26 protein-coding genes and 1 pseudogene are annotated in these 24,983 nt (G+C 72.9%); 18 read left to right on the top strand and 9 right to left on the bottom strand.

Annotated elements, in window-relative coordinates; genetic code table 11:
- Positions 1-179 precede the first annotated feature (179 nt).
- Positions 180-1,532, top strand: a complete 1,353-nt coding sequence (locus ASG36_RS03540; RefSeq protein ID WP_235494539.1) for an MFS transporter — start codon at positions 180-182, stop codon at positions 1,530-1,532.
- 49 nt (positions 1,533-1,581) lie between these two features.
- Here ASG36_RS03540 and ASG36_RS03535 read toward each other — a convergent pair whose 3' ends face one another.
- The 3 genes from ASG36_RS03535 to ASG36_RS03525 all read right to left on the bottom strand — a co-directional run bounded on the left by ASG36_RS03535 (position 1,582) and on the right by ASG36_RS03525 (position 4,983).
- A complete protein-coding gene (locus tag ASG36_RS03535; RefSeq protein ID WP_055759510.1) occupies positions 1,582-2,448 on the bottom strand; it encodes an oxidoreductase in 867 nt (288 codons plus the stop codon).
- 26 nt (positions 2,449-2,474) lie between these two features.
- Positions 2,475-3,692 carry an MFS transporter gene (locus ASG36_RS03530; protein WP_055759507.1) on the bottom strand — a complete coding sequence of 406 codons (1,218 nt, stop codon included), beginning with the start codon at positions 3,690-3,692 and terminating at the stop codon, positions 2,475-2,477.
- Between the two features lie 112 nt (positions 3,693-3,804).
- Entirely contained in the window at positions 3,805-4,983 is a 1,179-nt protein-coding gene (locus tag ASG36_RS03525; RefSeq protein ID WP_055762333.1) for an alcohol dehydrogenase catalytic domain-containing protein, read from the bottom strand.
- A gap of 287 nt (positions 4,984-5,270) precedes the next feature.
- Between ASG36_RS03525 and ASG36_RS22505 the strand changes: the two genes are divergently transcribed.
- The 3 genes from ASG36_RS22505 (at position 5,271) to ASG36_RS03505 (ending at position 8,515) form a co-directional block, all read left to right on the top strand.
- Complete coding sequence (locus tag ASG36_RS22505) at positions 5,271-6,470, top strand: M23 family metallopeptidase (RefSeq protein ID WP_235494537.1); 1,200 nt, start codon at positions 5,271-5,273, stop codon at positions 6,468-6,470.
- Positions 6,471-6,528: 58 nt separating this feature from the next.
- Complete coding sequence (locus ASG36_RS03510; RefSeq protein ID WP_055759500.1) at positions 6,529-7,458, top strand: cation diffusion facilitator family transporter; 930 nt, start codon at positions 6,529-6,531, stop codon at positions 7,456-7,458.
- A gap of 100 nt (positions 7,459-7,558) precedes the next feature.
- Positions 7,559-8,515, top strand: coding sequence for a cytochrome c oxidase assembly protein (locus ASG36_RS03505; RefSeq protein WP_235494535.1), 957 nt, complete (start codon positions 7,559-7,561; stop codon positions 8,513-8,515).
- Between the two features lie 21 nt (positions 8,516-8,536).
- Here ASG36_RS03505 and ASG36_RS03500 read toward each other — a convergent pair whose 3' ends face one another.
- Entirely contained in the window at positions 8,537-10,033 is a 1,497-nt protein-coding gene (locus tag ASG36_RS03500) for an MFS transporter (RefSeq protein WP_235494533.1), read from the bottom strand.
- A gap of 87 nt (positions 10,034-10,120) precedes the next feature.
- On the opposite strand from ASG36_RS03500, the gene ASG36_RS03495 reads away from it, so the two are divergent.
- Both ASG36_RS03495 and ASG36_RS03490 read left to right on the top strand, forming a co-directional pair.
- Complete coding sequence (locus tag ASG36_RS03495) at positions 10,121-10,630, top strand: metallophosphoesterase (RefSeq protein ID WP_055759496.1); 510 nt, start codon at positions 10,121-10,123, stop codon at positions 10,628-10,630.
- On the top strand, positions 10,627-11,472 hold the full coding sequence (locus ASG36_RS03490) for a putative RNA methyltransferase (RefSeq protein WP_235494531.1): 846 nt from the start codon (positions 10,627-10,629) through the stop codon (positions 11,470-11,472). Before ASG36_RS03495 ends, ASG36_RS03490 begins: the two co-directional genes overlap by 4 nt.
- Positions 11,473-11,596: 124 nt before the next feature.
- Here the strand turns inward: ASG36_RS03490 and ASG36_RS03485 are convergent, their stop codons facing one another.
- Positions 11,597-11,866 (bottom strand): GlsB/YeaQ/YmgE family stress response membrane protein, encoded by a 270-nt coding sequence (locus ASG36_RS03485; protein WP_055759492.1) that lies wholly within the window; start codon positions 11,864-11,866, stop codon positions 11,597-11,599.
- Between the two features lie 381 nt (positions 11,867-12,247).
- Between ASG36_RS03485 and ASG36_RS03480 the strand changes: the two are divergent.
- The 3 genes and pseudogenes from ASG36_RS03480 to serB form a co-directional block, all read left to right on the top strand.
- A pseudogene (locus tag ASG36_RS03480) lies at positions 12,248-13,145 on the top strand (cbb3-type cytochrome c oxidase subunit I); the annotation flags it as partial.
- Between the two features lies 1 nt (position 13,146).
- On the top strand, positions 13,147-14,043 hold an 897-nt coding region (locus ASG36_RS03475; RefSeq protein ID WP_235494530.1), incomplete at its 5' end, for a cbb3-type cytochrome c oxidase subunit I.
- Between the two features lie 111 nt (positions 14,044-14,154).
- On the top strand, positions 14,155-15,387 hold the full coding sequence (gene serB / locus ASG36_RS03470) for a phosphoserine phosphatase SerB (protein WP_055762320.1): 1,233 nt from the start codon (positions 14,155-14,157) through the stop codon (positions 15,385-15,387).
- 3 nt (positions 15,388-15,390) lie between these two features.
- Here the strand turns inward: serB and ASG36_RS03465 are convergent, their stop codons facing one another.
- Both ASG36_RS03465 and ASG36_RS03460 read right to left on the bottom strand, forming a co-directional pair.
- Positions 15,391-15,969, bottom strand: a complete 579-nt coding sequence (locus ASG36_RS03465; protein ID WP_055759489.1) for an isochorismatase family protein — start codon at positions 15,967-15,969, stop codon at positions 15,391-15,393.
- Positions 15,970-15,988: 19 nt separating this feature from the next.
- Positions 15,989-17,272: a nicotinate phosphoribosyltransferase gene (locus tag ASG36_RS03460; RefSeq protein ID WP_055759486.1), complete on the bottom strand. Its 1,284-nt coding sequence runs from the start codon at positions 17,270-17,272 to the stop codon at positions 15,989-15,991.
- A gap of 36 nt (positions 17,273-17,308) precedes the next feature.
- Between ASG36_RS03460 and clpS the strand changes: the two genes are divergently transcribed.
- Together clpS and ASG36_RS03450 are read left to right on the top strand one after the other, a co-directional pair.
- Positions 17,309-17,605, top strand: a complete 297-nt coding sequence (clpS, locus tag ASG36_RS03455) for an ATP-dependent Clp protease adapter ClpS (protein WP_055759483.1) — start codon at positions 17,309-17,311, stop codon at positions 17,603-17,605.
- The gene (locus ASG36_RS03450; RefSeq protein WP_055759480.1) at positions 17,602-18,084 is read left to right on the top strand and encodes a DUF2017 family protein; all 483 of its coding nucleotides are present in this window, start codon (positions 17,602-17,604) and stop codon (positions 18,082-18,084) included. Before clpS ends, ASG36_RS03450 begins: the two co-directional genes overlap by 4 nt.
- Here ASG36_RS03450 and ASG36_RS03445 read toward each other — a convergent pair.
- On the bottom strand, positions 18,023-18,379 hold the full coding sequence (locus ASG36_RS03445; protein ID WP_055759477.1) for a hypothetical protein: 357 nt from the start codon (positions 18,377-18,379) through the stop codon (positions 18,023-18,025). The genes ASG36_RS03450 and ASG36_RS03445 overlap by 62 nt on opposite strands.
- Positions 18,380-18,482: 103 nt before the next feature.
- Between ASG36_RS03445 and ASG36_RS03440 the strand changes: the two genes are divergently transcribed.
- The 7 genes from ASG36_RS03440 (at position 18,483) to ASG36_RS03410 (ending at position 23,458) form a co-directional block, all read left to right on the top strand.
- Positions 18,483-18,929: a Mov34/MPN/PAD-1 family protein gene (locus ASG36_RS03440; protein ID WP_055759474.1), complete on the top strand. Its 447-nt coding sequence runs from the start codon at positions 18,483-18,485 to the stop codon at positions 18,927-18,929.
- A gap of 78 nt (positions 18,930-19,007) precedes the next feature.
- Positions 19,008-19,283, top strand: a complete 276-nt coding sequence (locus ASG36_RS03435; protein ID WP_055759471.1) for a MoaD/ThiS family protein — start codon at positions 19,008-19,010, stop codon at positions 19,281-19,283.
- A 4-nt stretch (positions 19,284-19,287) separates the two neighbouring features.
- Entirely contained in the window at positions 19,288-20,238 is a 951-nt protein-coding gene (locus ASG36_RS03430; protein ID WP_055759468.1) for a PLP-dependent cysteine synthase family protein, read from the top strand.
- Complete coding sequence (locus tag ASG36_RS03425) at positions 20,229-20,933, top strand: HAD-IA family hydrolase (protein WP_200944315.1); 705 nt, start codon at positions 20,229-20,231, stop codon at positions 20,931-20,933. The genes ASG36_RS03430 and ASG36_RS03425 overlap by 10 nt, the downstream gene beginning before the upstream one ends.
- A gap of 4 nt (positions 20,934-20,937) precedes the next feature.
- On the top strand, positions 20,938-21,741 hold the full coding sequence (gene murI / locus ASG36_RS03420; protein ID WP_055759465.1) for a glutamate racemase: 804 nt from the start codon (positions 20,938-20,940) through the stop codon (positions 21,739-21,741).
- Complete coding sequence (locus ASG36_RS03415) at positions 21,738-22,478, top strand: MBL fold metallo-hydrolase (RefSeq protein WP_055759462.1); 741 nt, start codon at positions 21,738-21,740, stop codon at positions 22,476-22,478. Before murI ends, ASG36_RS03415 begins: the two co-directional genes overlap by 4 nt.
- A gap of 41 nt (positions 22,479-22,519) precedes the next feature.
- A complete protein-coding gene (locus ASG36_RS03410) occupies positions 22,520-23,458 on the top strand; it encodes a DNA polymerase domain-containing protein (RefSeq protein WP_055759459.1) in 939 nt (312 codons plus the stop codon).
- A gap of 55 nt (positions 23,459-23,513) precedes the next feature.
- Here the strand turns inward: ASG36_RS03410 and gndA are convergent, their stop codons facing one another.
- The gene (gndA, locus tag ASG36_RS03405) at positions 23,514-24,950 is read right to left on the bottom strand and encodes an NADP-dependent phosphogluconate dehydrogenase (RefSeq protein WP_055759455.1); all 1,437 of its coding nucleotides are present in this window, start codon (positions 24,948-24,950) and stop codon (positions 23,514-23,516) included.
- Positions 24,951-24,983 lie beyond the last annotated feature (33 nt).

Below are 24,983 nucleotides of genomic sequence, written 5' to 3'. Positions count from 1 at the left end.
ACGCGGGACGCGGACCGGGCCTTGACACCGTGACCGGCACCACCCCATCCTCTGCGTCGTACTAACCAGTTGGTACATAGAGCCGACCGGTCCCCGGCACCGACGCCACCGATCCAGGAGCCCTGCGCATGAGTGCGACCTCGAGTCCCCCGGCCACCCCACCCGTGAAGCGGACACCCGTGAAGGCTGCGCTCAGCAGCTGGCTGGGGAGCGCCCTGGAGTACTACGACTTCTTCATCTACGCCCAGGCGGCCGCGCTGGTCTTCCCGACGGTGTTCTTCCCGGCCGACGACCCGCAGGTCGCCGTGGTGGCCTCGTTGGCCACCTTCGGGGTCGGCTACGTGGCCCGCCCGATCGGTGCCTTCGTGCTCGGCCACTGGGGCGACACCCACGGTCGCAAGAACATGCTGGTGCTCTGCATGCTGATGATGGGCATCTCGACCCTGCTGGTGGCGGTGCTGCCCACCTACGGCCAGGTCGGCGTGCTGGCCCCGGCGCTGCTGGTGCTCATGCGCCTGATCCAGGGCTTCGCCGTCGGGGGCGAGATCGCCGGTGCCAGCACGATGACGATGGAGCACGCGCCCTTCGGCAAGCGCGGCTTCTACACCAGCTTCACCCTGCAGGGCGTCCAGGGCGGGCAGCTGCTGGCCGCCGCGATCTTCCTGCCGCTGGCCGCGGTCCTGCCCGAGGACGACTTCCAGAGCTGGGGCTGGCGGATCCCGTTCCTGCTCAGCGCCGTGGTCATCGTCATCGGGCTCGTCGTGCGCCGCAAGGTCGAGGAGACCCCCGCCTTCCAGGAGAAGGCCGCCACCGGCGAGGTGCCCAAGGCCCCCATCGTGCAGGTCGTGCAGGAGAACGGCGCCGACATGCTGCGGGTGGTCGTGATGGCGCTGATGAACGCCGTGCCGCTGACCGCCACCGTCTTCGGTGCCACCTACGCCACCAGCGAGGCCTACGGCGTCGGGTTCTCCACCGCCACCTACCTGTGGATCTCGGTCGCCGGCAACCTGGTCGCGATGGTGCTGATCCCCTTCATCGGCAGCCTGTCCGACCGGATCGGCCGCCGGCCCTGCATCATCGTCGGCGCGCTGGGCTCCACGGCGATGGCCTACGCCTACCTGCACGCCATCAGCATCGACAACGTGACGCTCGCGTTCGTCTTCGCGATCCTCATGTGGGGCACGGTCTACCAGGGCTACAACGCGGTGTTCCCGAGCTTCTACCAGGAGCTCTTCCCGACCCGGACCCGCGTCACCGGCTTCGCGGTCAGCCAGAACATCGGCACCATGATCACCGCGTTCCTGCCCTCGCTGTTCGCCGCGATCGCCCCGCCGGACTCCAACGTCCCGCTGATCGTGGGCAGCATCGTCTTCGGCATCGGCATCGCGGTGGCCGTCGCGGCGCTCTCCGCCCGCGAGACCTTCCGGGTGGCCCTGGACGACCTGGGCAAGCCGTCGGCGGTCCCGATGGAGAAGGCGGAGTACGAGCGGCTGCGCAGCGGCCAGGAGGAGCGCGTCGCCGAGACCGTCTAGGGGGAGGACGACCAGGACCCGCAGCCCAGGGCTGCGGGTCCTCGGTCGTTCAGCCCCCGATCCGGTCCAGCTGCTCCAGCTCGACGGGGCCGAGCACGCGGGCCGCCGCCTCGAGGTTGGCCTCCAGGTGGGCCACCGACGACGTCCCGGGGATGAGCAGGACGTTGGGCGAGCGGGCCAGCAGCCAGGCCAGCGCGACCTCCATCGGGGTGGTCTCCAGCGAGCGGGCCACCTCCTCCAGGGCGTGCGACTGCAGCGGGGTGAACCCGCCGAGCGGGAAGAACGGCACGTAGGCGATGCCCTCGCGCGCCAGCGCGTCGATCATCGCGTCGTCGTCGCGGTGCACCAGGTTGTAGTGGTTCTGCACGCAGACCACCGGGGCGACCTCCTGGGCCTCGGCCAGCATCGAGGTGCTCACGTTGCTGATCCCGATGTGCCGCACCAGCCCCTCGGCCTGCAGGGCGGCCATGGTCTCCATCGGGCCGGTCACCGAACGCTCCACCGGCTCGGCGAACCCGGGCATCCGCAGGTTGACCACGTCCAGGACGTCGAGACCCAGGTGGTCGAGGTTGTCGTGCACGGCCTGGCGCAGCTCGTCAGCCTCCAGCGCCTCGGGCCACTCGCCCTCGGGCGTCCGGCGGGCACCGATCTTGGTGACGATCGTGAGGTCGTCGGGGTAGGGGTGCAGGGCCTCGCGGATGACCTCGTTGGTCACGTGCGGCCCGTAGTAGTCGCTGGTGTCGATGTGGTCCACGCCGAGCTCCACGGCCCGGCGCAGCACCGCCACCGCCGCCTCGCGGTCGGCGGGCGGGCCCATCACGTGCGGTCCGGCCAGCTGCATGGCGCCGTAGCCCGTGCGGTGCACGGTGCGGTCACCGAGCTGGAACTGCCCGGAGCGGTCTGCCGTCGTCGTCATGTCCCCGGTGTACTCCGGGGCAGGCGTCAGCGCGCGCCGATGTCGGCGGTCGCGCGCTCCCAGGTGTCCACGTCGGTGACCACGGGGTCGGGGCTGGCGGTGTCGGCCCGCTCGGTGCGCATGGCCGCGAGGCAGACGACGGTGCCGGCCAGCGCCAGTGCGGCACCCACCCAGATGGGCGCCGTGTAGCCGTAGCCCGCGCTCAGCACGGCCGCGCCCAGGGCCGCGCCGAGGGCGTTGGCCACGTTGAAGGCGCCCTGGTTGGCGGCGGAGACGAGCGAGCCACCACGCACCCGGGCGGCCTCGATGACCTTGTTCTGGACGACCGGTCCGGCGGCGAAGGCGACCGTGCCGAAGAGCACCAGCAGGACGACGGCGGAGGCCGCCGTGCGCGCGGTCAGCGCGAAGCCGACCAGCAGTGCGGCGCTGACCAGCAGGCCGACGGCCACGAAGCGCAGGCCGTAGCGGTCGCCGAGCTTGCCGCCGGCGAGGGTGCCGATCGTCGTCCCGACGCCGAACAGCGCCAGCACCGGCGTCACCCAGCCCTCGGTGAGCCCGCCGAGCTCGGTGAGGATGGGGGAGACGTAGGAGTAGACGGAGAAGAGCGCGGCGAACCCGATCATCGTCAGCCCCAGCACCATCCACACCTGGCGGCGGCGGAAGGCCCGCAGCTCGCTGCGCAGGTCGGTCTTCTCCCCGCTGACCGCGGGCATCCAGGCCACCAGCCCGGCGATGGTGACCAGGCCGATGACCGCGCAGCCGGCGAGCACCAGGCGCCAGCTGGTCTGCTGGGCGACGAACGTGCCCAGCGGGACGCCGATGACGTTGGCCAGGGTGAGCCCGACCATCATCAGCGAGATCGCCTGGGTGGCCTTGTCGCGCGGGACCAGCCGGCGGGCGGCGACCGCACCGACCCCGAAGAACGAGCCGTGCGCCAGGGCGGTGAGCACCCGGGCGACCACCAGCAGGCCGTAGCTCGGGGCCAGCGCGGAGAGCACGTTGCCCACGACGAACACGACCATCAGCCCGATCAGGGTCTGCTTGGGGGTGAACCGGACGCCGAGCGCGGTGAGCGTCGGGGCACCGATCACGACGCCGACCGCGTAGGCGCTGATGAGGAGGCCGACGGCGGACACCGAGACCCCGAGTCCGTCGGCGATCTCGGGCAGCATGCCCATGACCACGAACTCGGTGGTTCCGATGCCGAAGGCACCGATGGCCAGGGCGAGCAGGGCGCGGGGCACAGCAGTCCTCTACGAGGGAGACGTCGGGGGTTCCTCCCCAGCCAAGGGCACGGGACCCCCGACGCCATCCCGCGACCGGCATGAGACCGGTCACGTCACACGGACGTGCAGGTCAGGGCTGAAGGAGCACCTTGACCGTGCCGTTCCGCTTCTGACGGAAGTCCTCGTAGGCGGTGGGCGCGTCCTCCAGCGACACGTGGTGGGTCGCGAAGTCGTCCACCCCCAGCACGTCGGCGTCGGTGAGCAGCGGCAGGATGTCGGGCACCCACCGCCAGACGTTGGCCTGGCCCATGTGCAGCCCGATCTGCTTGTCGAACATGTTCATCAGCGGCAGGGGGTCGGTGGCCCCGCCGTAGACGCCCGAGAGCGACACGGTGCCGCCGCGGCGGACCGCCTCGATCGCGGTGTTCAGCGCGGCGAGCCGGTCGATGCCCGCCACCGTCATGACCTTCTCCATGATCGCGTCGGGGACCAGGGCCGAGGCCTTCTGGGCGAGCCTGGCGCCGGGGGAGCCGTGCGCCTCCATGCCGACCGCGTCGATCACGCTGTCGGCCCCGCGTCCGGCGGTCTTCTCCCGCACCGCGGCCACGACCTCGGCCTGGTCGGTGCTGGCGATGACGTCGATGCCGCGCTGGCGGGCCCGGCTGAGTCGCTCGGGGACGACGTCGGAGGCGATGACCTGGTGGCCCAGGTGCGCGGCGATGCGGGCGCACATGTCGCCGATCGGGCCCAGCCCGAGCACCAGCACGCTGCCGCCCTCGGGGATCTTGGCGTACTGGACCGCCTGCCAGGCCGTCGGCAGCACGTCGGAGAGGTAGACGAACCGGTCGTCGGCCGGGCCCTCGGGGACGACGATCGGCAGGGTGTTGCCGAAGGGCACCCGCAGGTACTCGGCCTGCCCGCCGGGCACCTGGCCGTAGAGCTTGGTGTAGCCGAACAGCGAGGCGCCCATCCCCTGGTCGCGGTTCTGGGTGGTCTCGCACTGGCTCTGCAGTCCGCGCTCGCACATCCAGCAGGTGCCGCAGGAGATGTTGAAGGGGACGACGACCCGGTCACCGGGCTTGACCGCGGTGACCTCGGGACCGACCTCGCGGACGATGCCCATCGGCTCGTGGCCCATCACGTCGCCGACGGACATGAACGGGGCCATCACCTCGATGAGGTGCAGGTCCGAGCCGCAGATGCCGCTGGAGGTGACCTCCACGACGATGTCGGTCGGGTCCTGGATGGTGGGGTCGGGGACGGTGTCGACGCGGACGTCGTCGCGACCGTGCCAGGTGACTGCGCGCATGGTGGAGGTCTCCTCCGGTTGCGGGGTCGCCACCGCGGGTCGCACTGCACTCCCGTGGTCTCCAGGCGGGCAGCGGCGCGTGTGGCGTCTGTCGCACCTACCCGACACGGCGAGGCGCATGCGTTCCCGCTGTGCGATCACCACCTCACGGAGGGTGCCGAACTGGCAGCTGTTGTCGTGACCTGCGCCACCATCGCCGTGTGATTCGGTCAGAACGCTGGTCACGGTCGGGTCACGGCGTGTTTACATGGGTCCCGCTCCCCAGCTGGCCGACGAAAGACAGGTGCATGAAGTCGCAACACCCGCAACGACTCCTCGGGCACGACCTGGAGCCACGGAACGGTGCCGACGGCACCGCCGACCGTGGCTCCGTCGCTGTCGAGGGGCCGCAGGGCACGGTCACGGCTGGGGGAGCCGACACCGCCTTCGAGACCACCTCCCACACCGCCCACGGGCAGTCCGACACGGCCGTCGTGTCCCTGCTGGTGTCCGCGGCAGCCGCCCCGGAGCGGGACGCCCTGGTGCGTGACCTCGCCGGGCGCGTGGCCGCCACCCTGGACGCCGAGGTCCCGGCCCCCGACGCCGCCGTGGTGGACCGCGCCGCTGCCCGGGACGGGGACCTCGTCGTCGCCGACAGCCCGCGGGAGGACGTCGAGGTCTCCGCCGCGGAGATCATCGCCGCGATCGCCGAGGGCCGCGTCGCCCGTGGCCGGCACCGCCAGGCCCGCAGCCCCCGCACCCGGGTGCTCACCGGCCCGGCGCGGATGCGCCGTCCGACCCTGTACCTGGCCGCGGCCCTGGTGGGTGCGACCGGCATCGGCCTGGTCACCACCGGCGACCCGCAGGCCCAGGCCGACCAGCCGCAGACCGCCACCGCCAGCGAGGCGGTCAGCGTGGCCGACGCCCTCGGCCTGCAGGCCGCCGCGCCCAGCACGGCCGCCGTCGAGTCCGACGCGGTCGGTCAGCTCCAGCAGATGGCCGCCAGCCGCGCCCAGCGCGAGACCGAGCAGGCGGCCGCCGCACAGACCCAGGCCGCCGCCGACCAGGCCGTGCTCGACGCGCAGGCCGCGGCCGCGGCCGAGGCCGCCCGACCCACGGCGGTCGCCCCGGTCGCCGGCGCCCGGCTCTCCAGCCAGTTCGGGTACCGGTGGGGCACGCTGCACGCCGGCATCGACCTCGCCGCCCCCATGCTCACCCCCGAGTACGCCGTCATGGACGGGGTCGTGCTGCAGGCCGGTCCGGCCAGTGGTTTCGGGCAGGCCGTCTACATCCAGCACGAGAACGGCGACGTCACCGTGTACGGCCACATGGAGGAGATCCTGGTGACCGCCGGTCAGGTGGTGCAGGCCGGCGAGACCATCGCGCTGCTGGGCAACCAGGGCCAGTCCACCGGACCGCACCTGCACCTCGAGGTGCACGTCGGCGGCATGAACGGGGAGAAGATCGACCCGATCCCGTGGCTCGCGGAGCGCGGCGTCACCTTGTAGCCGCCAGGTGGCACACTCCTGGCATGCGAACTGCTGCATGTGACCCGGGGGAGCGCTGATGGGGCACGACCACGCGCACGGGCACGCGCACGGGACGGCCACCGCGGGCGCCGGCTACCGGCGCCGGCTGGCCCTCGTGCTCGGCATCACCGGCACCGTCCTGGTCGTCCAGGCCGTCGGTGCGGTCGCCTCCGGGTCGCTGGCGCTGCTGGCCGACGCCGCGCACATGGCCACCGACACCCTGGGCATCGCCCTCGCCCTGGGCGCGGTGACCCTGGCCCAGCGACCCGCCTCGGGACGACGGACCTTCGGCCTCCAGCGCATCGAGGTGCTCGCCGCCGTCGCCAACGGGCTGCTGCTGCTCGGCGTCGGGGCCTACGTCGTCGTCGAGGCGGTCCGCCGGATCGGGGACCCCCCGGAGATCCGCTCCGGGCTGATGCTCACCGTCGCCCTCGTCGGCCTGGCCGCCAACCTGGTCTCCCTGGCGCTCCTGCGGTCCGGTCAGGGCGAGTCCCTGAACGTGCGGGGCGCCTACCTCGAGGTGCTCGGGGACACCCTGGGCTCGATCGCGGTCATCGTCGCCGCGGTGGTCATCGCGACCACCGGGTGGACCGGCGCCGACGTCGTGGCCTCCTTCGTCGTCGGGGCGCTGGTGCTGCCCCGGGCCTGGTCGCTGCTGCGCGATGCGCTCGACGTGCTCTTGGAGGCCGCCCCCCGCGGGGTGGACCTCGACGACGTCCGCCGGCACGTGCTCGGCGTCGAGGGCGTCACCGAGGTGCAAGACCTGCACGCCTGGACCATCACCTCGGGCCTCCCGGTGCTGTCGGCGCACGTGGTCGTGGAGGACGCGGTGCTCGCCGACGGGCACGGCGGCCGCGTGCTGGACGCGCTGTGCGCCTGCCTGGGCAGCCACTTCGACGTCGAGCACTGCACCTTCCAGCTGGAGAGCGCCTCGCACCGCGGGCACGAGTCACCCGTCCACGACTGAGGAAGGACCCCGGTGCCCCCCACAGGACGCTGCGCGCCCTGCGGGACCCTGCACCGGGGCCGTTCCGTCACCTCACCGACATCGGGTGCACCATGGGGGCGTGCACGACCACTCCGACATGTGGATGCCCACCGATCCGCCGACCTGGGCACGGCTGTTCACCCCGCACCTGGACGGCTGGTCCTGGATCGCCGGGCTGACGATCCTGGCGCTGGTCGCCTACCTGGTCGGGCTCGCGCGGCTGCACCGCGCCGGTGTCCGCTGGCCGTGGTGGAAGACGCTGTCGTTCATCCTCGGCGCGGTCTCGCTGTTCGCCGTCACCGGCACCGAGCTGCACGGCTACTCGATGGTGCTGTTCAGCGTGCACATGGCCCAGCACATGGTGCTGTCGATGGTGTCGCCGCTGCTGCTCCTGCTCGGCTCCCCGGTGACCATGGCGCTGCGCACCCTGCCCCGTGGCAAGGGCACCGCCGGCGTCCCGCGGGCGCTGCTGCTGGAGGCCCTGCACAGCAGGCTCGCCCGGTTCCTGTCGCACCCCGGGTTCACCATCCCGCTGTTCATCCTCAGCCTCTACGGCGTCTACTTCACGCCGGTCTTCGACGACCTGATGGCCGACCCGCTGGGCCACCAGTTCATGCTCGCCCACTTCACCGTGACCGGGCTGCTGTTCTTCGGGCCGATCCTGGGGGCCGACCCCTGGCCGCGCACCGTCGGCCACGCCGGCCGGATGCTCGAGCTGCTGCTGCCGATGCCGTTCCACGCGTTCTTCGGCGTCGCGATCATGATGAGCAGCTCGCTGGTCGTGCAGACCTTCGCCAACCCGCCCGAGAGCTGGGGCGTGGACCCGCTGGCCGACCAGACCACCGCCGGGTCCATCGCCTGGTCCTTCGGCGAGCTGCCGACCGTGCTCGTGCTGGCCGTCGTGTTCTTCCAGTGGGCCAACTCCGAGAGCCGGAAGAACAAGACCCGGGACCGCACCATCGACCGGGTCGGGGACGCCGAGCTCGACGCCTACAACGCCCGGCTCAGGGCGATGGCCTCCACCCGCACCAGCTGAGGCCGGTGCGGGTGGCCACGGTCAGCCCGCGTGCACGGCCATCTCGCTGGGCAGGTCGTCCTTACTGGCCTTAATGAGCACGGCCGAGGCGACCGCGGCGACCAGCAGGAAGCCCGCACCCCAGGTGAAGGCGGTGGTGTAGCCGTCGATCTGGGCGACGAGGGCGGCCGTCGGGTCCTCCGGCGTCGGCGGGCGGTCCTGCAGGGCGTTGGTGATCGCGGTGACCGAGAAGGTCGCCAGCAGGGCGGTGCCGATCGAGGCACCGACCTGCTGCACCGCCTGCAGCACCGCGCTGGCCGCGCCCGCGTCGTGCTCCCCGACGCCGACCAGCGCCAGGTTGGACAGCGGCACGAAGGTGAAGCCCAGTCCGAGGCCGAGCAGCACCTGCCCGGGCAGGGCCACCTGCCAGAACGGGGTGTCCAGGCCCAGGAAGGACAGCGTGAAGAGCCCCACCGCCGCGAAGAGCCCACCGGCGACCATCAGCGGCTTGGGCCCGATGCGGGGCACCAGCTGGCTGGCCGAGCCCGCGGCGATGAGGACGCCGACGGTCACCGGCAGCGAGGCGAAGCCCGCCGTCACCGGCGTGTAGCCGAGCACCTGCTGGAAGTAGAGGCTGAGGAAGAAGAACGAGCCGATCAGCCCGGCGCCGACCAGCGTGGCGGTCAGGTAGGCACCACCGCGGTTGCGGTCCAGGACCAGCCGCATCGGCAGCAGCGGGTTGCGCACCCGGAACTCGACGACCACGAACACCACCAGCAGCGCGACCCCGATCAGGATGAAGGTCAGCGCCGTCCCGTCGCCCCAGGGGCTGCCGCCGCCGTCGGCCTGCGCGGCCTCGGCGACCTTGGTGAAGCCGTAGACCAGCGAGGCCAGACCCAGGGTCACCAGCACCGCCCCGGGGACGTCGTAGGACGTCTCACCCGACGCGCGGCTCTCCGGCACGATCCGCCAGGCGAACACGACGGCCAGGACGGCGATCGGCACGTTGACCCAGAAGCACCAGCGCCAGTCGGCGTACTCGGTGAGCACCCCGCCCAGCAGCAGGCCGACCGCGGAACCACCACCGGCGATGGCGCCGTAGACCGCGAAGGCCTTGGACCGCTCGGTGGCGTCGGTGAACAGCACCGTGATCAGCGCCAGGGACGCCGGGCCGAGCAGCGCGCCGAAGGTGCCCTGCAGGGCGCGGGCGGCGAACAGCATGGCCTCGTTCTGGGCCAGACCGCCCAGCGCGGAGGCCAGCGCGAAGCCGACGGCACCGACCAGGTAGGTGCGCTTGCGGCCCCAGAAGTCGGCGATCCGACCGCCGAGCAGCAGGAACCCGCCGAAGGTGAGCGTGTAGGCGGTGACGATCCACTGCTGGTTGGCCTCGCTGACGTCGAGGTCCACCGAGACGGCGGGCAGCGCGATGTTCACGATGGTCGCGTCGAGCACGATCATCAGGACGGTGACGGCGATGACGGCCAGAGCCAGCCACCGCCTCGGGTAGGGCTCCGCGTGGGTGGGTGCGGCTGCGGTCACGGTCGGTCCTCGGTGTCGGGGGATGGTGCGGGGGAGCGGACGACGGTGGCCGGCAGCGCGAACGTAGCGCCCTGCAACGATGTGTGCGTGCCCGTCCAGCTCGCCGTCGTGGCCGACACGCACCTGCCCCGTCGGGCCCGCGACCTGCCTGCGCCCGTCTGGGCCGCGATCGAGGCCGCCGACGTCGTGCTGCACGCCGGGGACTGGGTCGACGTGGCCCTGCTCGACGAGCTGACGGCGCGCTCGCGGCGTCTGGTCGGCGTGCACGGCAACAACGACCACGGGGAGCTGCGCACCCGGCTGCCCGAGGTGGCCCGGGTGGAGCTCGGCGGCGTCCGGTTCGCCGTGGTGCACGAGACCGGGGACGCCGCCGGGCGCGAGGAGCGCTGCTCGGCGCTGTACCCCGACGTCGACGTGCTGGTGTTCGGGCACAGCCACATCCCGTGGGACACCACGACCGCGACCGGCCTGCGGCTGCTCAACCCCGGCTCGCCCACCGACCGCCGCCGACAGCCGGCCTGCACCTACCTGACCGCGACCGCGGAGGACGGGCGGCTGTCCGACGTCGTCCTGCACCGGCTGCCGCCGCGCACGTGAGCCCGTCCCTGCCGGCGCGCGCGGTCGCCCTGCTGGCCTGCCCGGTGTGTGCCGCGGGCCTGACCGAGGTGGGGGGCGCCCTGGTCTGCGCGAGCGGGCACTCCTTCGACCGGGCGAAGCAGGGGCACGTGACCCTCCTGCCGCCCGGCGGGGCGCGGCACGACGGCGACTCCGCGGCGATGGTGGCCGACCGGGCCGCCTTCCTGGGGGCGGGGCACTACGCCGGCGTGACCGAGGCCCTGGCCGAGGCCGTGCTCGACGCCGGCGAGCCGGAGACCGTGCTGGACCTGGGTGGCGGCACCGGCCAGCACCTGGCCGGGGTGCTCGACCGGGCACCCGGGGCGGTGGGGGTCGTCCTGGACGCTTCCCGGTACGCGGCCCGGCGTGCGGCCCGGTCGCACCCCCGCGCGATGGCGGTCGTGGCCGACAGCTGGTCGAGGCTGCCGGTGAAATCGGCGTCGGTGGACCGCGTGCTGGTGGTCTTCGCCCCGCGCAACGGGGCCGAGACGGCGCGGGTGCTGACCCCACACGGACAGCTGGTGGTGGTCACCCCGGCGGCGGCGCACCTGGGGGAGCTGGTCGGCCCGCTGGGCATGCTGTCGGTCGACCCGGACAAGACGACCCGGCTGGCCGACTCGCTGGAGCCGCACCTCGTCCCGCTGTCGGAGCGACGGCGGGAGGACGTCCTGGTCCTCGACCGCGCGGCGGTGGCGACACTGGTGGGGATGGGGCCGCACGCCCGGCACCTGTCGCTGCCCGAGTTGGCGGACGCGGTGTCCCGGCTGCCCGAGCGGGTGCCGGTGACGGTGGCCGTCGACGTCCGGACGTACGGCCGGCGCTGAGAGACCGACGGGGGTCCGGCGGTGCCGGGGCGACGCTGCCCCGGACACGCACGAGGGCCCGGCCTGACGGCCGGGCCCTCGTCGGAGGTCCTGCGTGGGAGGCGGTCTGTGGGACCGCCGCGGGTCAGCGCCGGACGGACTTGCGGCCGGTGACGGCCACGTACACGCCGAGCACGATGATCGCGCCGACGATGGAGCCGATCCAGCCGGCGGTGCCGAGCTCGAAGCCGTTGCCCGAGATCAGGCTGCCGAGCAGGTTGCCGACCAGGGAGCCGATGATGCCCAGGACGATCGTGGCGACGATGGAGAGCTTCTGCGAGCCGGGGATGACGGCGCGGGCGATGAAGCCGGCGACGAGACCGATGACGAGCAGGACGATGATGTTCCAGATCACGGGGACCTCCAGGAGTTCGCGGCGGGTGTGCCGTGCGTGCTGCGCCGGTCTCTCCGACGCAGATGATCATGTGTCCAGGACGGGCGCGGGCCAAACGCACCGCGGGTCACGATCTGGTCCCGATGGGGGAGCCCCACCGACCTGCGGAAGGGCCGTTTCGGGCGGTGTTCGTGCAGGTCAGACAGCAGGTGCGTCTCGTCACAGCGCCCACTGGGGCGGCGCTGGGGAGCCGCCCGGGCCGACGTCGCGGACGGACCTCGCCGATCCCACGCACCAACGCGTGCACCACCGTCTAAGCTCCCGAACGTGACGATCGCACCAGCGCCGATCGTGAGCCGGCCCAGCCCGGCTCACGTGGCTGAGAAGGGTTCGCGGCTCTCCATGCTGCTGCGGACCACTGACCACAAGACCATCGGCCTGATGTACATGGCCACGTCGTTCAGCTGGTTCATGATCGGTGGCCTGATGGCCATGCTCATGCGCGGTGAGCTGGCTCGTCCGGGTCTCCAGTACCTGTCGAACGAGCAGTACAACCAGCTGTTCACCATGCATGGCACCGTGATGCTGCTCTTCTTCGCGACGCCGCTGTTCTTCGCCTTCGCGAACCTGATCCTGCCGCTGCAGATCGGTGCGCCGGACGTCGCGTTCCCCCGCCTCAACGCGTTCAGCTACTGGCTGTTCCTGTTCGGCGGGCTGATCATGATCTCCGGCTTCTTCACCCCCGGCGGCGCGGCGGACTTCGGCTGGTTCGCCTACAGCCCGCTCTCGGACGTGACGAACTCCCCGGGCGCCGGTGGCGACCTGTGGATCGCCGGTCTGGCCGTCTCCGGTCTGGGCACGATCCTCGGTGGCGTCAACTTCATCGCCACGATCGTCTGCCTGCGGGCCCCGGGCATGACCATGTTCCGGATGCCCATCTTCGTGTGGGCCGCCCTGGTCACCAGCGTCCTGATCCTGCTGGCCTTCCCGATCCTCACCGCTGCGCTGATGGCGCTGCTGGCCGACCGCCACCTCGGTGCGCTGGTCTTCTCCGCAGCCAACGGCGGGCCGATGCTGTGGCAGCACCTCTTCTGGTTCTTCGGCCATCCCGAGGTCTACATCATCGCGTTGCCGTTCTTCGGGATCATCTCCGAGATCATCCCGGTGTTCAGCCGGAAGCCGCTGTTCGGCTACAAGGGCATGATCTTCGCGATCATCGCCATCGGCGCCCTGTCGCTGACCGTGTGGGCGCACCACATGTTCGCCACCGGCGCGGTGCTGCTGCCGTTCTTCAGCTTCTNCTGTTCGGCTACAAGGGCATGATCTTCGCGATCATCGCCATCGGCGCCCTGTCGCTGACCGTGTGGGCGCACCACATGTTCGCCACCGGCGCGGTGCTGCTGCCGTTCTTCAGCTTCCTGTCCTACGTGATCGCCGTGCCGACCGGGATCAAGTTCTTCAACTGGATCGGCACCATGTGGCGGGGGCAGCTGACGTTCGAGACGCCGATGCTGTTCTCGGTCGGCTTCCTGGTCACCTTCCTGCTCGGTGGGCTGACCGGCGTGCTGCTGGCCTCCCCGCCGGTCGACTGGCACGTGTCGGACACCTACTTCGTGGTGGCGCACTTCCACTATGTCGTCTTCGGCACGGTCGTGTTCGCCGCATACGCCGGCATCTACTTCTGGTTCCCCAAGATGTGCGGCCGGATGATGGACGAGCGGTTGGGCAAGCTGCACTTCTGGCTGACCTTCATCGGCTTCCACGCCACGTTCCTGGTGCAGCACTGGCTGGGCAACGAGGGCATGCCGCGCCGCTACGCCGACTACCTGCCCACCGACGGCTTCACCACGCTGAACACGATCTCCACGGTCGGGTCCTTCGTGCTGGGCGCCTCGACGATCCCGTTCCTCTACAACGTCGTGAAGTCCTGGAAGTACGGGCAGCTGGCGCTGCGCGACGACCCCTGGGGCCACGGCAACTCCCTGGAGTGGGCGACGTCCTCCCCGCCGCCGCGGCACAACTTCATCGAGATCCCGCGGATCCGCTCCGAGCGCCCCGCGTTCGAGCTGCACTACCCGCACCTGCGGGAGCGGTTGGAGGCCGAGGCGCACGCCGGCAAGAAGCACGGTCCCTACGCCAGCGAGCTGGTCGACGGCACCGGCGCCCGGCAGGGCGCCAACGACCCGGACCCGTTCTAGGTCGTCGCAGCGCACGAGGAACGCCCCGCAGGCCACCGGCCGGCGGGGCGTTCCCGCGTCCGGGGCAGGTGTGTGCGGGGCCGCACCGGCCGGTCGGGCACCATGACCGCCGTGACCGGCCCCGCGCAGGACGCCCCGACCGTCGACGTCCCGCACGCCGGGGCGCTCCTCACCGTCACCGGGGCCGACCGGCCCGGCGTCACCGCCCGGCTGTTCGCGGCCCTGGCCACCGTGCCCGCCCTCGAGGTGGTCGACGTCGAGCAGGTCGTGGTGCACGGCCAGCTCGTCCTCGGGGTCGTGGTGCACGAGCACGGCGGTGCCGACGACGTGGCGCTGGTCGACCGGCTGACCCCCCTGGCGGCCGAGGTCGGCGCGCAGACCGGGGTGCACGTGCTCGTCGAGGCGGCCGGCGGGATCACCGGCCTGGTCGACGACGGCGTGCTGCGCCACCACGTGATCGTGCTGGGCCGTCCGGTGCCCCCGGACGCCGTGGGCGGTGCCGCCCGGGCGATCGCGGAGGTGGGCGGCAACATCGACGCGATCCGGCGGCTCTCGGACTACCCGGTCACCAGCTTCGAGCTCACCGTCTCCGGGGCGCAGGCCGGACCACTGCGGGCCGCCCTCGGTGCGGTGGCCGCCGCGACCGGCGCCGACGTGGCCGTGGAGCAGGTCGGCCTGGCCCGGCGGAGCAAGCGGCTCATCGTGCTCGACGTGGACTCCACGCTGGTGCGCGGTGAGGTCATCGACGAGCTGGCCGCCCGGGCCGGGCGCGCGGCCGAGGTCGCCCGGATCACCGCGGCGGCGATGAACGGCGAGCTGGACTTCGAGCAGTCCCTGCGGGCCCGGGTCGCCGCCCTGGAGGGCCTGCCGGTGGGCGTGCTGGACGAGGTCCGTGAACACCTGGTGCTCACCCCCGGTGCCCGCACCCTGATCCGCACCCTGCAGCGGCTGGGGTTCCGCTGCGGCATCGTCTCCGGCGGGTTCACCCAGATCACCGACCCGCTGGCCGCCTCGCTCGGGCTCGACTTCGCTGCGGCCAACACCCTGGAGGTCGCCGACGGGCTGCTCACCGGCGGCCTGGTGGGGGAGATCGTCGACCGGCCCGGCAAGGCGCGGGCGCTGGCCCGGTTCGCCGCCGAGCACGGCATCCCGCTGGAGCAGACCGTCGCGGTGGGCGACGGCGCCAACGACCTGGACATGCTGGCCACCGCGGGGCTGGGCATCGCGTTCAACGCCAAGCCGTTCGTGCGCGAGCAGGCGCACACCGCGCTCAACCAGCCCTACCTGGACGCCGTCCTGCAGGTGCTCGGCTTCACCCGCGACGAGGTGCTCGACGCCCGCTGAGGGTCAGAACCGCTGGCGCTCCCCGGACAGCTCGACCCCGGCGGCGGCCAGCTGGGTCAGCGCGGCCTCGGTGCTGGCCTCGGCGACCCCGACCGTGAGCGGGAGCAGCACACGGGTGGCGAACCCGGCGCCCACGGCGTCCAGCGCGGTGGCGCGCACGCAGTGGTCGGTGGCGATCCCGACGACGTCGACGGCGTCCACGCCGTGTGCGCGCAGCCAGTCGGCCAGGCCGGTGCCGTCGGCGGCGCCCTCGAACCCGGAGTAGGCGGCCACGTGCTCGCCCTTGTCGAAGACCGCCTGCAGCAGCCCCCGGTCCAGCGCCGGGTGCAGCTCCACGCCGTCGGTGCCGACCACGCAGTGCCGCGGCCAGGAGTCCAGGAAGTCCGGGGTGTCGGAGAAGTGCGCGCCCGGGTCGACGTGGTGGTCCCGGGTGCCGACGACGTGGGCGTACTGCCCGGCCTCCAGGCCCTGCCCGGCGTGCGCGGTGATCCCCGCGGCGACGGCGGCACCCCCGGCGACGGCCAGGCTGCCGCCCTCGCAGAAGTCGTTCTGGACGTCGACGACGATCAGCGCTCGGGACATGCCCCCATCCTGCCCCGGGTCAGGAGGTGAGGGTGTCCAGGGCCGGCTCACCCCGGGACAGCGACCAGGCCTCGGTGGGCAGCGCCTCGCGGACCCGGGCGTGGTGCTCCCGGGCGTCCCGCAGCGCCTGCGCGGGGGAGGCGTCGGACACGGGCACGCCGCTGCGGACCAGGGGCACCAGCAGGTCCCGGTCGCCGTCCCGGGCCTCGATCGGGTGCGGGCTGACCACCTCGGCGGTCGCCGTCCCCTCGGCGTCGTGCCGGCGCACCGCGGACTTGCGGCCGCCGACCGAGCGCTTGCCCTCGGAGTTCTTCGCCACCGGCACGCCGTCGCGCTCGACGAGCTTGTAGACCATGCCGACCGTCGGGGCGCCGGAGCCGGTGACCAGCGAGGTGCCCACCCCGTACCCGTCGACCGGGGCGACGGCGAGGGCGGCGATGGCGAACTCGTCGAGGTCGCTGGTCACGGTGACCCGGGTGTCGTGCGCGCCCAGGGAGTCCAGCAGCTCCCGGGCCTGCACCGCCAACGACCCCAGGTCGCCGGAGTCCAGGCGCACCGCGCCGAGCCCGGTGCCGGCCACCTCGATCGCCGTGCGGATGCCCTGCATCGTGTCGTAGGTGTCCACCAGCAGCGTCGTCCCGACCCCGAGGGCGTCGACCTGGGCGCGGAAGGCCGAGGCCTCGTCGTCGTGCAGCAGGGTGAAGGCGTGCGCGCTGGTGCCGGCGGTGGGCACGCCGTAGCGGGCGCCGGCGGCGAGGTTGGAGGTGGAGGCGAACCCGGTCAGCCAGGCGGCCCGGGCGGCGGCGACCGCGGCCTCCTCGTGGGTGCGGCGCGAGCCCATCTCGATGCACGGGCGGCCGCCGGCGGCGCCGATCATCCGGGCCGCGGCCGAGGCGATCGCGCTGTCGTGGTTGAGGATCGACAGCACCAGGGTCTCCAGCAGCACCGCCTGTCCGAAGGTCGCGCGGACGGTGAGCACCGGGGAGCCGGGGAAGTACAGCTCGCCCTCGGCGTAGCCCTCGACGTCCCCGGTGAAGGAGACGTCGGCCAGCCAGTCGAGCAGGGCGGGGTCGGTGAGCCCCTGCTCCTGCAGTGCGGCCAGCTCGTCGTCCCCGAAGCGGAACCCCGCCAGCGCCTCCAGGAACCGGCCGGTGCCGGCGACCACGCCGTAGCGGCGGCCGTGCGGCAGCCGGCGGGCGAAGACCTCGAACACGCAGTCCCGGTCGGCGGTGCCGTCGGCGAGAGCCGCGGCCAGCATCGTGAGCTCGTAACGGTCGGTGAGGAGTGCGGGGCCCAGCGGCATGGGGGCAGAGCGTAGGGCCCGTCCTAGAGTGGGCGCGTGGCCGCACCCATGGCTCCCGCGCGGACGCCCGACACCACCGTGCACGAGGAGCACGACCTCGACCGGCCCTGGGTCACCGTCGTCTGGGACGACCCGGTGAACCTGATGACCTACGTGACCTTCGTGCTGCAGGAGCTGTTCGGCTACGACGAGCCCACCGCCACCACGCTGATGCTCCAGGTGCACCACGAGGGCAAGGCGGTGGTCAGCTCCGGTCCGCGGGAGAAGATGGAGCACGACACCTCGCGGCTGCACGCCTACGGCCTGTGGGCCAGCTACCAGAAGGACGCATGAAGCCGTTCCGCCGGAAGGGGACCGAGCTGGTCGGCCGGCTCGAGGCCGCCGAGGTCGGCATCCTGGGCCTGCTCGTCGACCAGCTCGAGCAGCTGCTCGCCGGGGACGGCCCGGCCGGTGACCCCGTCGTCGAGCGGCTGCTCCCGCCCGGGCACGCCTCGGACACCCAGATCGCGGCGGACTACCGGGACCTGACCGAGTCAGCGCTGCGGGAGGGCAAGGCCGACGACATCGCGCTGCTGCGGGCGACCCTGCCGGTCGACGGCGGAGAGGTGCGGCTCGACGACGACCAGGCGCGGGCCTGGCTGCGGACGACGAACGACCTGCGCCTGGCCCTGGGCACCCGTCTCGGCGTCTCCGCCGACCGCGAGCTGCCCGAGGACCCCGCCGACCAGCAGGTGGCGGTCTACCACTGGCTCACCGCCGCGCAGGGGTCCCTCGTCGACGCGATCGCCGCCGCGGGCCGCCGCCGCTGGTGAGCACGACCAGCGCCGACAGCAGCAGGGCGAGCACGAAGAACACGTAGACCAGGTCGGGCACCTCCCGGTCGCGCACCAGCCCGCCGACCGCGGCGACCAGCACGAGCAGCGTCAGCGCCAGCAGGAACAGCAGGCCCAGCACCCGGCCGACCACGATGAGCGCGTACTCGCGCTTGTCGGCACCGGTGGGGCGCAGCACGCGGCCCCCGTGCCGGTTCACCCGACGCACGCCCAGCACCAGTGCGGGGACGGCGACCAGCACCGAGCCCGCGATCATCAGGACCTCGATCAGCACCCGCGCACCACCATGGGGCGGGACCGTACCGTCCCGGGCCGCAACCGGTGCCCGCTCCACGGGCCCCGCACCCCGACCGGGGGTGGCCCGTAGACTCCCGGCCGTGCTGCGCATCGACCGTGGGACGTACGACGCGATCGTCGCCCACGCCCGCCGGGACCACCCGGACGAGGCCTGTGGCGTCGTCGCCGGGCCCGAGGACAGCGACCGCCCCGAGCGGTTCGTCCCGATGCTCAACGCGGCCCGTTCGCCGACGTTCTACGAGTTCGACAGCGGGGACCTGCTGCGGCTGTACCGCGAGATGGACGACCGCGACGAGGTGCCGGTCGTGGTCTACCACTCGCACACCGCCACCGAGGCCTACCCCTCGCGCACCGACGTCAGCTACGCCTCGGAGCCCTTCGCGCACTACGTGCTCGTCTCCACCCGCGAGCACGGCGCCCAGACCGGGCTGGTCGACGACGAGGTCGAGTTCCGCAGCTTCCGCATCGTCGACGGGCAGGTCACCGAGGAGGACGTCGAGCTCGTGGCGTCGGAATCCCAGCCCTGACTCGCGCGTTCCCCCAGCAACGACCCTCGCTGCCTGCTGCGCGAGGCCACTCCACCACCGACGGAAGAGGCGACCACCATGGCCATCGAGGTCCGGATCCCGACCATCCTGCGCACCCACACCGGCGGCAACAAGACCGTCTCGGGGTCGGGTGACACCCTCGGTGCCCTGGTCGACGACATCGACGGCCAGCACCCCGGCATCAAGGGCCGACTGGTGACCGACGAGGGCAAGCTGCACCGCTTCGTCAACGTCTACGTCAACGACGAGGACGTTCGCTTCACCGGTTCGCTGGACACCGCGGTCAAGGACGGCGACTCGGTCACCATCCTGCCCGCGGTCGCCGGCGGCTGACCCGGTGGCGCGCTTCGCCTCCCTGGTCGACTCCCTCGGCGGCACGCCCCTGGTGGGGCTGCCGTCCCTGTCGCCCACGCCCGACGTCCGGCTGTGGGCCAAGCTCGAGGACCACAACCCGACCGGGTCGATCAAGGACCGCGCGGCGATCGCCATGATCGACGCGGCCGAGAAGGAGGGCCGGCTCCACCCGGGGTCGACCATCCTGGAGCCGACCAGCGGCAACACCGGCATCTCGCTGGCCATGGTCGCCCGTCAGCGCGGGTACCGGCTGATCTGCGTGATGCCGGAGAACACCTCGGTCGAGCGGCGTCAGCTGCTGGAGATGTACGGCGCGCAGATCATCGGCTCGCCGGCCGCCGGGGGCAGCAACGAGGCGGTCCGGCAGGCCAAGGCACTGGCGGCGGAGAACCCCGACTGGGTCATGCTCTACCAGTACGGCAACCCGGCCAACGCGCTGGCGCACTACACCGGCACCGGCCCGGAGATCCTCGCCGACCTGCCCTCGATCACCCACTTCGTCGCCGGGCTGGGCACCACCGGCACGCTCATGGGCGTCTCGCGCTACCTGCGCGAGCACAAGCCCGACGTCCAGGTGATCGCCGCCGAGCCGCGCTACGGCGAGCTGGTCTACGGCCTGCGCAACATCGACGAGGGGTTCATCCCCGAGCTGTACGACGCCGACCTGCTCGACAGCCGGTTCTCCGTCGGGCCCGACGACGCCGTGCACCGCACCCGCCAGCTCGTCGAGCGCGAGGGGATCTTCGCCGGCATCTCGACCGGGGCGATCCTGCACGCCGCGCTGGGCATCGCGGACAAGGAGGTGGCGGCCGGACGCGCGGCCGACATCTGCTTCATCGTCTGCGACGGCGGCTGGAAGTACCTGTCCACCGGCGCCTACGCCGGCACCCTGGACGAGGCCACCGCAGCTCTGGAGGGCCAGCTGTGGGCGTAGCCGGGGCGGCCGACCTGGCTCCCGACCTGCACGTGCCGGCCCGCGGGCTGTTGTTCGACAACGACGGCGTGCTCGTGGACTCCCTGGCCGCGGTCGAGGTGTCCTGGGCCCGCTGGGCGCGGGCGCACGACCTGGAGCCCGAGCACGTGGTGGGCGTGATCCACGGGCGCCGCGCCGCGGACAGCGTGGCGCTGCTGCTGGAGGACCCGTCGTTGCGGGCCGCTGCGGTCGACCAGATCGAGGCCTTCGAGATCGAGGACTCCGAGATCTGCCCCGCGATGCCCGGGGTCCCTGCGCTGCTGGCCATGCTGCCGGCCGGCACCTGGGCGGTGGTCACCTCCGGGACCCGGGCGCTGGCCACGGCCCGGCTGCGTGCCGCCGGCATCCCGCTGCCCGAGGTCGTGGTGACCGCCGACGACGTGGAGGTCGGCAAGCCCGACCCGACGGGCTACCTGGCCGCGGCCCGCGCCCTGGGCGTGGACCCGACGCAGGCACTGGTGCTCGAGGACAGCGGCAGCGGCGTCGCCGCCGGCCAGGCTGCCGGGTGCCGGGTGCTGGGCATCGGGGAGGCCGCGCTCGACACCCCCGCCGACCTCGTCGTCCGGGACCTCGCCGGGGCGCGCTGGGCCGGAGACGGCCTGCTGCTGCCCGCAGCCACCGTGCTGCGGGGCCCGGACGCCCGTCAGCCCCGCTGACGTCGTGGGGGAGCCGGGGAGCAGTGCGCCGATCGGGGTCTTCGACTCCGGCGTGGGCGGGCTGACCGTCGTCCGGGCGGTGCTCGACCAGCTGCCGCACGAGGCCGTGCGCTACGTCGGCGACACCCGCAACGGGCCCTACGGCCCGCTGCCCATCGCCGAGGTCCGCCGGCACTCCCTCGCGGTGATGGACGACCTGGTCGAGGCCGGGGTCAAGATGCTCGTGGTGGCCTGCAACTCCGCCAGCGCGGCCTGCCTGCGCGACGCCCGCGAGCGCTACGACGTCCCGGTGGTCGAGGTGGTGCTCCCCGCCGTCCGCCGGGCCACCGCGGCCACCCGCACCGGGCGGGTCGGCGTCATCGGCACCCAGGCCACGGTGACCTCGGGCGCCTACGCCGACGCGTTCGCCGCCGCCCCGCAGATCACCGTCACCAGCGCCGCCTGCCCCAGCTTCGTGGACTTCGTTGAGCGCGGGGTGACCAGCGGCCGGCAGCTGCTGGGCCTGGCCCAGTCCTACCTCGACCCGCTGCTGGCCGCCGACGTGGACACCGTGGTGCTGGGGTGCACGCACTACCCGCTGCTCACCGGCGTGCTGTCCCTCGTCCTCGGCGACGGGGTGACCCTGGTGTCCAGCGCGGAGGAGACCGCCAAGGACGTCTACCGGGTGCTGACCACGGCCGACCTGCTGCGCCCCGAGGGCGCCGGCCCGCCGCAGCACGCCTTCCTCGCCACCGGCGACCCGGAGCCGTTCGCCCGGTTGGGCCGCCGGTTCCTCGGCCCCGAGATCGAGACGGTGAGCGCCGCGTGAGACTGACCGTGATCGGCTGCTCGGGGTCCGCGCCGGGCCCGGACTCCCCGGCGTCGTGCTACCTCGTCGAGCACGACGGGTACCGGCTGCTGCTGGACCTGGGCAGCGGGGCGTTCGGCACCCTGCAGCAGGTCGTGTCCCCGGGGGACGTGGACGCCGTCTTCCTCTCCCACCTGCACGCCGACCACTGCCTGGACGTCGCCCCGTTCGTCGTCTGGCACCGGTACTCCGGGCAGGCCTCCCGCGACCGGGTGCCGCTCTACGCCCCGGTGGGTGCCGACCGCCGGCTCCGGTTGGCCTACGACGCCGCCGACGGGCCGATCGACGACGTGTTCGAGACCTTCGCCATCGGCCCGGGGGAGTGGGAGCTGGGCCCCTTCCACGTCGCGACCGCCCGCACCGCCCACCCGGTGGAGTGCCACGCCGTCCGGCTGACCGCGGGCGGCCGGTCGCTGGTCTACACCGGCGACACCGGGGTCTGCGCGGCCGTCGTCGACCTGGCCCGCGGGGCCGACGTGCTGCTGGCCGAGGCCGCGTACCCCGACGTCCCCGACCTGCCGCCGGACCTGCACCTCACCGGTCGCGAGGCCGGCGAGCACGCCCGGGACGCCGGGGTCGGGCGGTTGCTGCTCACCCACGTGCCGCCGTGGGTGGACCCCGCCGGCCAGCTCGCCGACGCCGCCGCGGTCTTCCCGGCGACCGAGCTGGTGCAGCCGTTGGGCGTCTACACCGTCTGAGCCCGGTTGCCGCGCGGGCTCCCGGTGGGCACGGTGGGCCCATGACAGCCGAGGAGGTCGAGGGCGTCCCGCTCTCGCACCTGGACGACCCGTTGGGCGACGACCTCGGGGTGAGCAAGCGCGACCTGCTCGACCACCTGCTGGCGCACGCCGACCGGATGCTCCCGCTGCTGGCCGACCGGGCGCTGTCGGTGGTGCGGGTGCGTCCCGGGTCGGCGCCCTTCATGCAGAAGAACGCCCCGAAGGGCGCCCCCGAGTGGCTGCGCACCGAGGCGGTCTGGTCACCGGGGTCCAAGCGGACCGTGCACTTCGTGGTCTGCGACGACGTGCGGACGCTGGTGTGGCTGGCCAACCAGCGGGCGGTGGAGTTCCACGTGCCGCTGGGCCGGATCTCCGACGAGGAGCCGACCACGCTGCTGCTGGACCTCGACCCGCCCGAGGGCGCCGACTTCTCCGCCGTGGTCGCCGTCGCCCGGCTGGTGAGGCAGGCGCTCACCGACGCCGGACTGGCCGGCGCGGTGAAGACCAGCGGGTCCAAGGGCGTGCACGTCGTCGTCCCGGTCACCGGCAGCGGGTACGCCGACGTCGCGGCCGCGACCCGGGCCCTGGCCGGCCGGGTCGCGGCGCTGGACCCCTCGATCGCCACCGTGGCCTACCTGAAGGAGGAGCGGGAGGGGAGGGTGTTCGTCGACTCCACCCGGTCCGGCGGCGGCACGGTGGCCGCGGCGTACAGCCCGCGCGCCCGGCCGGGTCTGCCGGTGTCCACCCCGCTGTCCTGGGACGAGCTGGGCGACGTCGTCCCGGCCGACCTGACGATCGCCACCGTCGCCAGCCGTGGCGACCCGTGGGCCACCGAGCTGCCCGACCCGCAGCGGCTCCCGGCCGACGTCGTCGCCGAGGGCCACGAGATCCCGGTGGCCCGGGTGGCCGCGATGCACGAGGGCAAGCGCCGGAAGAAGGCCGCCCGCGACGCCGAGTGACTGCCGAGGGGGCGCGCCCAACGGCAGCGCCCCCTCGTCCGTCAGTGGCCGACGGTCAGGCGTCGACCTCGCGGGAGTCCTCGGACCACACCGTGTGGAAGGAGCCGTCCTTGTCCACCCGCTTGTAGGTGTGCGAGCCGAAGCGGTCGCGCAGGCCCTGGATGAGCGCGGCCGGGGAGCGCTCGGCACGCAGCCCGTCGTAGTAGGACAGCGCGCTGGCGAAGCCCGGGGCGGGCACACCGTGCCGGGCGGCGCCGGCCACGACCTGCCGCCAGCCCTCCTGGGCGTCGGCGACGGCGTCCCGGAAGTACTCGTTGGTCAGCAGCGTGGTGAGGTCGGGCTCGTCCCGGAAGACCTCGCGCACTCGGTCGAGGAAGGCGGCCCGGATGATGCAGCCGTCCCGCCAGATCGCCGCGAGCGCGCCGCGGTCGACGTCCCAGCCGTTCTCCTCGGCGCCCTTGGCGATCATGTCGAAGCCCTGGGAGTAGGCGACCACCTTGGCGGCGTACAGGGCCTGCCGGACGCTCTCCACGAAGGCGTCCCGGTCCTCCACCTGGTCGTCCCAGTCCCTGCCCGGGCCGGGCAGCACCTCCTGGGCGGCGGCGCGCTGGTCGACGTGGCCGGACAGCGCCCGGGCGAAGACCGCCTCGGCGATGCCGGAGACCGGGGTGCCCAGGTCCAGCGCGGACTGCACGGTCCAGCGGCCGGTGCCCTTCTGCTCGGCCTCGTCCAGGACGACGTCGACGAAGGGCTTCCCGGTCTCGGCGTCGGTGTGCCGGAGCACCTCGGCGGTGATCTCGATCAGGTAGGACTGCAGGTCGCCCTCGTTCCAGGTGGCGAACACGTCCCCGATCTCGGCCGGCGTCAGGCCCAGACCCTGGCGGAGGAGGTCGTAGGCCTCGGCGATGAGCTGCATGTCGGCGTACTCGATGCCGTTGTGCACCATCTTCACGAAGTGCCCCGCGCCGTCGGTGCCGACGTGGGTGCAGCAGGGCTCGCCGTCGACGTGGGCGGAGATGTCCTCCAGCAGCGGGCCGATGATCGCGTAGGCCTCGTCGGAGCCACCGGGCATGATGCTGGGGCCGTTGAGGGCACCCTCCTCGCCACCGCTGATGCCGGTGCCGACGAAGTGCAGCCCGCGGGCCTCGAGGTCCTTCGTGCGGCGGATGGTGTCGGTGTACCGGGCGTTGCCGCCGTCCACCAGCACGTCGCCCTCGTCCAGCAGCGGCGCGAACTCGTCGATCACGGCGTCGGTCGGTGCGCCGGCGGCGACCATGACGATCAGCTTGCGGGGGCGCTCGAGGGCGTCCACCAGCTCCTGCGCGGAGGAGACCGGCACGAAGTCGCCCTCGTCGCCGTGCGCCTCGATCAGCGCGTCGGTCTTGGCCTGGGTGCGGTTGTGGACCACGACGTGGTGTCCGTGCCGGGCCAGGTTGCGGGCCAGGTTGGCGCCCATGACGGCGAGTCCGGTGACACCGATCTGTTCACTCATGAGATCGGTCGTGCCCCACCGATCTGGTGGCTA

This window comes from Geodermatophilus sp. Leaf369 (assembly GCF_001424455.1).
Lineage (GTDB): Bacteria > Actinomycetota > Actinomycetes > Mycobacteriales > Geodermatophilaceae > Klenkia.
This window is presented reverse-complemented; position numbering and strand designations above follow the sequence as displayed.